The sequence below is a fragment of the Pseudomonas edaphica genome, from assembly GCF_005863185.1.
GTDB classification, from domain to species: domain Bacteria; phylum Pseudomonadota; class Gammaproteobacteria; order Pseudomonadales; family Pseudomonadaceae; genus Aquipseudomonas; species Aquipseudomonas edaphica.
The window spans coordinates 1-10643 of sequence record NZ_VBVZ01000174.1; the positions used below are offsets into that span (position 1 = coordinate 1).

Here is a 10643-nt window from a genome sequence, read left to right on the forward strand (position 1 = left end):
CCCCGACGCGATTGAAATCTACGTGCACCGCCTGCGCAAGAAGCTCGACGGCCAGCCCATCGCCATCGTGACCTTCCGTGGCCTTGGCTACTTGCTGGAAGCCCGTGATGCATAAGCCCAGCAGCCTGCGCTGGCGGCTGCTGTGGAACCTGGCGCTGCTGCTGGTGGTGCTGATGCTCGCCAGCGGCATGAGTGCTTACTGGAATGGCCGCGAAGCTGCCGACACCGCCTATGACCGCACTTTGCTGGCTTCTGCGCGCACCATCGCCGCCGGGTTGACCCAGGTGGACGGCACCCTGAGTGCCAATGTGCCGTATGTGGCGCTGGATACCTTCGCCTACGACAGTGCCGGGCGGATCTATTATCAGGTCAATGACATCGACCGAAAATTGATCTCCGGCTACGAAAACCTCCCTGGCCCACCGCCGGGCACGCCGCGCACCGATGATTACCCGGCGTTGGCGCGGTTCTACAACGCCATGTACCAGGGCCAGCATGTGCGGGTGGTCAGCCTGCTCAAGGCGGTGTCAGAGCCGAACATGAACGGCATGGCGGAAATTCGCGTGGCGGAAACTGACGAAGCTCGCGAGAGCATGGCTCGCAGCCTGATGGCCGACACGCTGCTGCGCCTGGGCATGCTGGCGGTCGGTGCGTTATTGCTGGTGTGGTTTGCCGTGAGTGCGGCACTGCGCCCGCTGGAACGCCTGCGCACCGCCGTGGAAGAACGCCAGCCCGACGACTTGCGGCCGCTGCCGCTGGTGGAGGTGCAGCATGAGTTCGGCCCGTTAGTGCGCTCGCTTAATCATTTCACCGAGCGCTTGCGCGGCCAGTTCGAGCGCCAGGCGCAGTTTATCGCCGACGCCGCCCACGAATTGCGCACCCCGCTGGCGGCGCTCAAGGCCCGGCTTGAGCTGGGCCTGCGCAGCAGCGACCCGGCGACGTGGCGCAGTACCTTGGAAACCGCAGCCCAAGGCACCGACCGTCTGACCCACTTGGCCAACCAATTGCTGTCCCTGGCACGCATCGAAAACGGCGCGCGGGCGATTGCCAAGGGCGGTGCGCAATTGCTTGACCTCAGCCATCTGGCGCGGGAACTGGGCATGGCCATGGCGCCGCTGGCCCACGCGCGGGGCGTTGCCCTGGCATTGGAGGCGGACGAACCGGTGTGGCTGCGCGGTGAGCCGACCTTGCTGAATGAACTGCTGAGCAACCTGGTGGATAACGCCCTGGCCCACACCCCATCGGGCGGGAACGTGATTCTGCGGGTGACCGCGCCGGCGATCCTGGAAGTTGAAGATGACGGCCCAGGCATCCCGCTGGATGAGCGGGACCGGGTTTTCGAACGTTTCTACCGCCGCAGCCAGCAGGGCATGGGCTCGGGCTTGGGGCTGGCGATTGTCGGCGAGATCTGCCGGGCGCATTTGGCGCAGATCAGCCTGCATGATGGTGAATTGGCGGGGTTGAAGGTGCGGGTGAGTTTTATCGCGGGGTAGTCAATAGAACATCGAGCGCGCTTCATCCAGCTCGGCACGCAATGTTTCGCTGTAGGGGTCGATGCGCAGCTTCTTGAGCGCCGGCAGGCTGGTAACGTCTACGTTGGCCAATGGATGCGCGGTGCCTCGGTGGCAATACAGTACGGCGATTTGCACCACGTCGATGTAGTCCAGGCTTGGGGAGTCACGCTCCAAATCCAGGTACTGCCCCGGCAGCCTGGCCAGCATTTCCGGGAAATCCCACACACCCAGCAGTTTGTCACCCAGCAACGGGTGAATACTGTCGATGACATGGTTGAGGCTGACCGGGTCGGCCAACAGCTCGTAACGGTCTTCGGCGTAGGTGAGGATCGGCAGCACGCCAATCTGATGCACCAGCCCGCCAAGGGCGGCCTGGTCCGGCTTGAGGTGGCTGTGGTTGCGGCACAGGGCATAACTCACGCCCGCCACTTCCAGGCTGCGGCGCCACACTTCGCGCATTTTCAGTTCGACGACTTCGGAGCGAGCGTGGAAGATCTGTTCCATGACCAGACCGATGGCCAGGTTGCTGCTGTAGTTGGTGCCCAGCCGCGTGATGGCGGTATGCAGATCAGTGACTTCCTGGGTTGCGCGTAGCAGCGGGCTGTTCACCACTTTGATCAGGCGCGCCGACAGCGCGGTATCGCGACCGATCACTTTGCTCAAGTGGCTGATGCTGATCTCCGGGTCTTCCGCGGCCTGACGAATGTTCAAGGCCACTTCCGGTAATGTCGGCAGAACCAGGTCATCGTTGTCGATGGCCGTTACCAAAGCCTGTTGGACTTTTTCCGCCAGCTTGTTCATTCATGCTCTCTAGGGTGTTGCAAAAAGGTGCGGCGATTAACGCTGGATCTCTTTATCTCGATCCAGTAGGTACGGCAGGTCGAGCAGTTGTAAGCCGGGGCCTTCCAGGGTGCCGACGTGCACATCGCCGCTGTCGGCAGCTTCGGCTTGCAGCACGGCCAGAAGTTCAATGGAATGGTCAGCTTTTGCCGCGATGACGACTTCGCCGATCGCGCTGTTATGGTTGGGCGAGAACAGCGGAGTGCCTGGCTCGGGCAATTGCGCCGCATTGAGGCTCAGGCGATACAGGCGACGCTTGAGTTTGCCCAGGTACTGCATGCGCGCGACGATTTCCTGGCCGGTGTAGCAGCCTTTTTTGAAGCTGACGCCGCCTACGGCCTGCAGGTTAAGCATCTGCGGGATAAACAGTTCGCGGGTCTGCGGCATGACCTGGCCGATGCCGGCTCGGATCTGGCCGAGCAACCAGTCATTCAAGTCAGCTTGTTGCAGTTGGCTGGCCAATTGCTGGCGTACGCCTTCGGCGTGTTCGGCAGGCACCCAGAGTTCGGCGCGGTTCTGGGAGACACGAATGGCAATCAATGTGTCGGTGCGCACCACGCTGTCGGTTTCAGTTGGCAGCTCAAGGCCAAGGGTGGCCAGGGTTTGATCCGCATTCGACAGGCCAAAGCGTGCCCAGGCGGCGCTTTCGTCGGTGAGTTTGGATTTGGAGAACACCGCGTATTTCTTCAGGTCTGCCAGTTGCGGTTCGAGCAGCTCAGTGGCCATGGCCAGCAACACGCCGTCACCTTGCAGCAGGATGCGAAAACTCGACTGCATGCGGCCTTTTTGCGTACAACGCGCGCCAAGGCTGGCCTGGGTGTCGCTCAGGTAATTGAGGTTGCAGGTCAGTTGCCCTTGCAGGAACTTGGCGGCGTCGGAGCCGCGGACGGCAAGGACGCCTTCGTGTGTCAGGGGGCAGAAAAATGCAGAGTCGGCCATGGGTCTTCGCAGGTCAAAAAGTCATGCGTGCATCATAGAGGGGCGCCCGGCAAATGGATAGTTTCCGTATGGGGCGACCAAAGCCGAGTGTTCCGCTGCCGTCGGGCCTGTATACTTGCGCGCTATTTGAGGAGCAGTCCATGGTCGAAGATGTAGAAATCAACCGCCTCTACTGGCACAGCCGCCGTGGCATGCTGGAGCTGGATGTGTTGCTGGTGCCGTTCACCAGAGAGGTGTACTCGACACTCGATGAGGTGGATCGCGAACTTTATGAGCGGCTGCTGACGTGCGAAGACCAGGACATGTTCGGCTGGTTCATGGAGCGCGCCGAATCTGACGATCCGGAGCTGCAGCGCATGGTTCGCAAGATTCTGGATCGTGTCCAGCCCAAGTAATCGCTTCGAATGCCGCTGGCAGGCCTCTCGGCTGTTGCTGGCGGCGTATCTGTTTGCCCAGGCGTTCGCGCTGGATGCCTTGTTGATTATTGATTTGCCCTTCGCAAGCCTCGGCATTCTGGTGTGCCTGGCCCATGCCGCCTGGGTGTTGCCGCGTCATATCCTGCTGACTCACCGTTCGTCGGTTCGTGGCCTGCGCCGTGACGAAGATGGCTGGCAATTGTTCAGTGCCGAGCGCGGCTGGCACAGCGTACAGCTGCGTCCGGACAGCCTGGCGCTGCCGCTGATCGTGGTGCTGCGCTATCGGGTGCAGGGCGAGTGGTGGGTGCGTTCGGTCTGTGTACCTATGGATTCGCAGGTCGCCGATGTGCACCGGCGCCTGCGGGTGCGCTTGAAGTTCAGTCGCCGTAGGTGGCTGGCACCAGAATAGTGTCGCGGGCTTCGGGCAGCATCTGCGGGTAGTCGAGGGTGTAATGCAGGCCGCGGCTTTCCTTGCGTTCCATGGCTGAGCGGATCATCAACTCGGCAACCTGGGCCAGGTTGCGCAACTCGATCAGATCGCGGCTGACTTTGTAGTTGCTGTAGAACTCGTCGATTTCGTCCAGTAGCAAACGTACGCGGTGTTGAGCCCGTGCCAGGCGCTTATTGGTGCGCACAATGCCTACGTAGTCCCACATGAAGCGCCGCAGTTCGTCCCAGTTGTGGGCGATGATCACGTCTTCGTCGGAGTCGGTCACCTGGCTGGCGTCCCAGCGCGGCAGGGCAGCGGGCACCGGGATGCGGGGTAGCTGTTCAAGGATGTCGGTGGCCGCCGAGCGTGCGTAGACGAAACATTCGAGCAGCGAGTTGCTGGCCATGCGATTGGCGCCGTGCAGGCCGGTGAAGCTGGTTTCGCCGATCGCATACAGGCCGGGCACGTCGGTGCGACCGTGTTGGTCGACCATCACGCCACCGCAAGTGTAGTGCGCGGCCGGGACCACCGGGATCGGGCCTTTGGTGATATCGATGTTGAACGCCAGGCAGCGCTCATAGACGGTGGGAAAGTGCGTCTTGATGAAGGCTTCGGGCTTGTGGCTGATGTCGAGGTAGACGCAGTCGATGCCCAGGCGCTTCATTTCGTGGTCGATGGCGCGGGCCACGATATCCCGTGGCGCCAGTTCGGCGCGGGGGTCGAAGCGCTGCATGAAGCGCTCGCCGTTGGGAAGTTTCAGGTGCGCACCTTCACCGCGCAGGGCTTCGGTGATGAGGAAGCTCTTGGCTTGCGGGTGATACAGGCAGGTGGGGTGGAACTGGTTGAATTCCAGATTGGCCACCCGACAGCCTGAACGCCAGGCCATGGCGATACCGTCACCGCAGGCGCCGTCGGGGTTGCTGGTATAGAGGTAGACCTTGGCGGCACCGCCTGAGGCCAGGATGGTGAAGCGTGCGCCGTAGGTGTCCACTTCGCCACTGGCGCGGTTGAGCACGTAGGCGCCGAGGCAGCGTTCGCCGTCCAGGCCCAGGCGCTTTTCGGTGATCAGGTCGACGGCGACGCGTTGCTCCAGCAATTCGATGTTGGGGCGTTGGCGGGCTTGCTCTAGCAGGGTCTTGAAGATGGCGGCGCCAGTAGCATCGGCGGCGTGGATGATGCGGCGATGGCTGTGGCCACCTTCGCGGGTCAGGTGGAACTCGAATCCGCCGTCATCGCTGCCCGCGTGTTCGTCGCGGGTGAACGGCACGCCCTGGTCGATCAGCCATTGGATGGCTTCGCGGCTATGCTCGACGGTGAAGCGCACCGCGTCCTCGTTGCACAGGCCGCCGCCGGCGTTAAGGGTGTCTTCGACGTGGGATTGCACTGTGTCGGTGTCGTCCAGTACCGCGGCGACACCGCCTTGGGCCCAGAATGTCGAGCCATTGGCCAGGTCGCCCTTGCTCAGGACCGCAATGCGCAGGTGGCTGGGGAGGGTGAGTGCCAGGCTCAAGCCGGCCGCACCGCTACCGATCACCAGAACATCGTGTTGAAACTGTTGGCTCATTTGAAGGATTCCGCAAAAAGCGATCCAAAGGGCTGGCGCAAACAGGACGCCTGGATCGGCGAATCAAAGGGTCACACGGGCCACTAGTATATAGAGGGGGGGAGCGGCACAATAGCCGGGCATTCGTGGCAATGTGAAATTACGGTGCACAGCTGGGTCATATCGGCCGGCTATTGAGATGGGAACTTTTTGCATGAGCCCCGACTCAATAGCAGGTTGCCCGAAAGCTGGGAAAACGTTGAGTTTATTGGCCCGTCGGGAGCATTGGACGCGTCAGAAAACCGGCGACAAGATTATTCGCGCAGCCGGCCTAGCCCGTGCTGCGTTTTTCGTGTGTGCCAAATCAGTGCATGCCGGAAACTTGCTTGGAGGGGGAGAACTTTTGCGAGAAGTCCTAGTCTATGTTTGCAAGCCTGATCGTTTAGTTATGCAAGCCTCCTGCGAGTACAACGAGGAGTGTTCATGCTAACCCAGGAAGAGGATCAGCAGCTGGTCGAGCGCGTTCAACGTGGCGACAAGCGAGCATTTGATCTGCTAGTGCTGAAATACCAGCACAAAATTCTCGGGTTGATCGTGCGGTTTGTGCACGACACCCATGAAGCGCAGGACGTTGCACAGGAAGCCTTTATCAAGGCGTACCGTGCACTTGGCAATTTTCGCGGTGACAGTGCGTTTTACACGTGGCTGTACCGCATCGCCATTAACACGGCGAAGAACTATCTGGTGTCTCGCGGCCGCCGCCCACCGGACAGTGATGTAAGTTCAGAAGATGCAGAATTTTACGATGGTGATCACGGCCTCAAAGATCTCGAGTCGCCGGAACGTGCTTTGCTGCGCGACGAGATCGAAGGCACCGTTCATCGCACTATTCAGCAACTGCCAGAAGATTTGCGTACGGCGTTAACTTTACGTGAATTCGATGGTCTCAGTTACGAAGACATTGCGAGCGTCATGCAATGTCCGGTGGGGACTGTAAGGTCACGGATTTTCCGGGCCCGGGAAGCCATCGACAAAGCCTTGCAACCGTTGTTGCAGGAAAACTAAAGACAGCGGCGACAGCCAAGAGAGGAACCGCCATGAGTCGTGATGCCCTGCAGGAATCGCTGTCCGCAGTGATGGATAACGAAGCGGATGAACTGGAACTTCGTCGGGTGCTCAACGCATTTGATGATGCCGAAACCCGTGATACCTGGTCTCGTTACCAAGTCGCTCGGGCGGTGATGCACAAGGATCTTTTAATCCCTCGTCTGGATATTGCTGCGGCCGTTTCTGCCGCGTTGGCCGATGAAGCCGTTCCGGCAAAAGCTGCTCGTGGTCCATGGCGTAGCCTGGGTCGCCTGGCAGTAGCTGCCTCGGTGACTGTTGCCGTGTTGGCCGGTGTTCGCCTGTACAACCAGGACGAAATTGCCGGTGCCGAACTGGCCCAGCAGACTCAGCAACCGGTCATGGCCGGTCCGCAAGTCAAAGGCCCAGCGGTACTGGCCGGCTACAAGGAAAGCTCTGATGCCACCGGCCCTATGGCCAACGGCGTACTTCAAGGGCAATCCGGCTGGCAGGACCAGCGTCTTCCAGGCTACCTGCGCCAACACGCACAGGAATCGGCCTTGAAAGGCACTGAAAGCGCTCTGCCATACGCTCGTGCAGCCAGCCTGGAAAACCGCTAAACCGCTAAGGGGCCCTATGCGCGCCATACCGCTCCTTACGCTTTTGCTCAGTGGTTGTTTTGCACTATCCGCCCATGCCGACGAAGCCCAAGACTGGCTGACTCGACTTGGGCGTGCAGAACAGCAGCAAAGCTTTGCAGGTACGTTCGTCTACGAGCGTAACGGCAGTTTCTCTACCCATGACATCTGGCATCGCGTCCAAGACGGTCACGTCCGCGAGCGGCTGTTGCAACTCGACGGCTCTGCCCAGGAACTGGTGCGCGTAGATGGACGCACGCAGTGTGTCAGTGGCGCCTTGGTTGCCGGCCTTGGCAACTCGCCTGATGCGCCTTCGCGCGCTCTGGATCCGCAAAAACTAACTCAATTCTACGAACTGGCCGTCATTGGCAAATCTCGCGTGGCCGGTCGGAATGCGGTGATTGTGTCAATTACTCCCCGTGATCAATACCGATATGGCTTTGAGTTGCACCTGGATCGTGAAACCGCGCTGCCGCTAAAGTCCCTGTTACTCAATGAGCAGGGTCAGTTGTTGGAGCGCTTCCAGTTCACTCGACTGAACACTTCGGCTGCGCCATCAGATCGTGACTTACTGCCCAGCAGCGAATGCTCACCTGTGGCTGTTTCCAGCACCAAAGCACCCGAGGTGCCCGCCACCCACGCATGGCATCTGGACTGGTTGCCTCCAGGTTTTCAGCTCACCAACAGCGTCTCGCGAAAAGATACTCAGACCCACGCCACTGTCGACAGTCTGATGTACGACGACGGGCTTGCACGTTTCTCAGTGTTTCTTGAGTCCACCGACGGTGCGAGTGTGAGCGAAACACGCACGCAGCTTGGCCCAACTGTGGCCGTGTCGCGCCGTCTGAACACGGTCGATGGCGAAGTCATGGTGACGGTTGTAGGCGAAATCCCCATCGGCACCGCCGAACGCATCGCGCTGTCGGTGCGCGGCGAAAAGACCGCCGCCAAGCCATGAGTCGTTAATCCTATGTTCATCCTGACCTTTCAATGTGAGCCTTTGCGCGGTTGGGGGCTGAGAGCATGAAATTTCTGGATCAGTATTTTCACTTGCAAAACATCCCCATGTTTTTTATAGGTCAGAGCTTGTCGGCTCTGACCTTATTTTGTTCGCGGAACAAAAATGCCGGTCGAAGTTTTCGGCGTTTCTTGAACCCTGTCGCTCAACCCTGCTCGTCGTAACGGGAGCTGTATGTCGATACCACGTTTGAAGTCTTACCTAACCATAGTCGCCACGGTATTGGTGCTGGGTCAGGCAGTGTCCGCGCAAGCGGCCGAGCTGCCTGACTTCACCCAATTGGTGGAGCAGGCTTCGCCTGCCGTGGTGAATATCAGTACCACGCAGAAGCTGCCGGATCGCAAAGTCTCGAACCAGCAGATGCCTGACCTGGAAGGCTTGCCGCCCATGCTGCGCGAGTTCTTTGAGCGCGGTATGCCGCAACAACGCTCCCCGCGTGGCGGCGGTGGCGGGCAGCGTGAGGCGCAGTCCCTGGGCTCGGGCTTCATTATTTCGCCAGACGGCTACATCCTCACCAATAACCATGTGATTGCCGACGCTGACGAAATTCTCGTGCGCCTGGCCGACCGCAGTGAGTTGAAAGCCAAGCTGGTGGGCACCGATCCGCGTTCCGACGTGGCTTTGCTGAAAATCGAAGGTAAAGACCTGCCCGTACTGAAACTGGGTAAATCCCAGGACCTTAAAGCCGGGCAATGGGTGGTTGCGATCGGTTCACCGTTTGGCTTCGACCATACCGTGACCCAGGGTATCGTCAGCGCCATCGGTCGCAGCCTGCCAAATGAAAACTACGTACCGTTCATCCAGACCGACGTGCCGATCAACCCGGGTAACTCCGGTGGTCCGCTGTTCAACCTGGCGGGCGAAGTGGTGGGGATCAACTCGCAGATCTACACCCGTTCCGGTGGTTTCATGGGCGTGTCCTTCGCCATCCCGATCGACGTGGCCATGGACGTTTCCAACCAGCTCAAAAGCGGCGGCAAAGTCAGCCGTGGCTGGTTGGGTGTGGTGATCCAGGAAGTGAACAAAGACCTGGCTGAATCGTTCGGCCTCGACAAGCCGGCCGGTGCCTTGGTCGCGCAGATTCAGGACGACGGCCCGGCTGCCAAGGGCGGCCTGCAAGTGGGCGACGTGATCCTGAGCATGAATGGCCAGCCGATCGTCATGTCCGCCGACCTGCCGCATCTGGTAGGCGCTCTGAAAGCCGGCAGCAAAGCCAAGCTGGAAGTGATTCGTGACGGCAAGCGCCAGACCGTTGAGCTGACCGTCGGCGCGATCCCGGAAGAGGGTGCAACCCTGGACGCACTGGGCAACGCCAAGCCAGGCGTTGAGCGCAGCAGCAATCGCTTGGGCATTGCCGTGGTTGAGTTGACCGACGAGCAGAAGAAGAGCTTCGACCTCAAGAGCGGTGTTGTGATCAAAGAAGTCCAGGACGGCCCAGCCGCCTTGATCGGCCTGCAGCCGGGCGACGTGATCACCCACCTGAACAACCAGGCGATCAACTCCACCAAGGAATTCACCGACATCGCCAAAGCGTTGCCGAAGAATCGCTCGGTGTCGATGCGCGTGCTGCGTCAGGGCCGTGCAAGCTTCATCACCTTCAAGCTGGCCGAGTAATCCGCTAGCTCAATAAAAAGCCCCGCTTTCGGTTACCGAAAGCGGGGCTTTTTTGTGGGCGATGGTTTTAGCTCATCATCCCTTTCACCAAGCGTTCCTGTTCGATCAGCTCACGCTGGCGCGCGTCGATACGCGAGGACAGTGGGAAGTTGTTGCCGGCCCGGCGCTTGGCAAAGTCCAATTGCTGAATAGCCTGCTTGAAGTCACCCACCAAAGCAAAGTACTCGGCGCGTGCCTGATGCAGACCAATGATATTGCCGGACAGGCCGCGAGTCTCTGCCACCTGGTACCACACATCCGGATCATCGGGGCGCGACTTGAGCAACCCGTCCAGTGCCTTTTCAGCATCGGCCGTACGGTTCTGCTTGAGCAGCACATCTATGCGAATCTGATTAAGCGGATAGCTGCCGGGGTACTGGGCCAGCATCCGATCAGTACGTTGCTGGGCATCCGGCAGGCGGTTGCTGTCGATATCCAACTCGATCTGCGCCAGGTTGTAGGTAATGTCGTTGGGCGCCTTGGCCAGCAGCGGCTGCAAGCTTTCCCGCGCCTCTTTGAACTGGGTACCCTTGATCTGCGCGATGGCCAGGCCATAACGCGCTATATCGTTTTTCGGGTTCTCGTCC

General features: G+C 60.0%; 12 protein-coding genes. 8 read left to right on the forward strand and 4 right to left on the reverse strand.

The features are described 5' to 3' along the window. Together FEM54_RS13730 and FEM54_RS13735 are read left to right on the forward strand one after the other, a co-directional pair. A partial coding sequence (locus tag FEM54_RS13730) for a winged helix-turn-helix domain-containing protein (protein ID WP_171045839.1) occupies positions 1-115 on the forward strand: 115 nt, incomplete at its 5' end. Beyond that, positions 108-1493, forward strand: coding sequence for a sensor histidine kinase (locus FEM54_RS13735; protein ID WP_138451415.1), 1386 nt, complete (start codon positions 108-110; stop codon positions 1491-1493). The genes FEM54_RS13730 and FEM54_RS13735, both read left to right, overlap by 8 nt. On the opposite strand, the gene FEM54_RS13740 is transcribed toward FEM54_RS13735, so the two are convergent. Then, complete coding sequence (locus tag FEM54_RS13740; protein ID WP_138451417.1) at positions 1494-2315, reverse strand: HDOD domain-containing protein; 822 nt, start codon at positions 2313-2315, stop codon at positions 1494-1496. A 36-nt stretch (positions 2316-2351) separates the two neighbouring features. Next, positions 2352-3293: a CAF17-like 4Fe-4S cluster assembly/insertion protein YgfZ gene (ygfZ, locus tag FEM54_RS13745; protein WP_099548636.1), complete on the reverse strand. Its 942-nt coding sequence runs from the start codon at positions 3291-3293 to the stop codon at positions 2352-2354. Between the two features lie 140 nt (positions 3294-3433). Between ygfZ and FEM54_RS13750 the strand changes: the two genes are divergently transcribed. After that, a complete protein-coding gene (locus FEM54_RS13750; protein WP_138451419.1) occupies positions 3434-3688 on the forward strand; it encodes an FAD assembly factor SdhE in 255 nt (84 codons plus the stop codon). Beyond that, positions 3672-4118 (forward strand): hypothetical protein, encoded by a 447-nt coding sequence (locus FEM54_RS13755; RefSeq protein ID WP_138451421.1) that lies wholly within the window; start codon positions 3672-3674, stop codon positions 4116-4118. Before FEM54_RS13750 ends, FEM54_RS13755 begins: the two co-directional genes overlap by 17 nt. Here the strand turns inward: FEM54_RS13755 and nadB are convergent. Continuing rightward, the gene (nadB, locus tag FEM54_RS13760; RefSeq protein ID WP_017137328.1) at positions 4087-5703 is read right to left on the reverse strand and encodes an L-aspartate oxidase; all 1617 of its coding nucleotides are present in this window, start codon (positions 5701-5703) and stop codon (positions 4087-4089) included. The genes FEM54_RS13755 and nadB overlap by 32 nt on opposite strands. A 462-nt stretch (positions 5704-6165) precedes the next feature. On the opposite strand from nadB, the gene rpoE reads away from it, so the two are divergent. From rpoE to FEM54_RS13780, 4 genes are all read left to right on the forward strand, one after another. Next, a complete protein-coding gene (rpoE, locus tag FEM54_RS13765; RefSeq protein ID WP_003172477.1) occupies positions 6166-6747 on the forward strand; it encodes an RNA polymerase sigma factor RpoE/AlgU in 582 nt (193 codons plus the stop codon). 32 nt (positions 6748-6779) lie between these two features. Beyond that, positions 6780-7367, forward strand: coding sequence for a sigma-E factor negative regulatory protein (locus FEM54_RS13770; RefSeq protein ID WP_034096393.1), 588 nt, complete (start codon positions 6780-6782; stop codon positions 7365-7367). A gap of 16 nt (positions 7368-7383) precedes the next feature. Further along, positions 7384-8343 (forward strand): MucB/RseB C-terminal domain-containing protein, encoded by a 960-nt coding sequence (locus FEM54_RS13775; protein ID WP_138451423.1) that lies wholly within the window; start codon positions 7384-7386, stop codon positions 8341-8343. Between the two features lie 234 nt (positions 8344-8577). Further along, entirely contained in the window at positions 8578-10017 is a 1440-nt protein-coding gene (locus tag FEM54_RS13780; protein WP_017137331.1) for a DegQ family serine endoprotease, read from the forward strand. A gap of 67 nt (positions 10018-10084) precedes the next feature. Here the strand turns inward: FEM54_RS13780 and FEM54_RS13785 are convergent. Further along, a partial coding sequence (locus tag FEM54_RS13785; protein WP_138451425.1) for a tetratricopeptide repeat protein occupies positions 10085-10643 on the reverse strand: 559 nt, incomplete at its 5' end.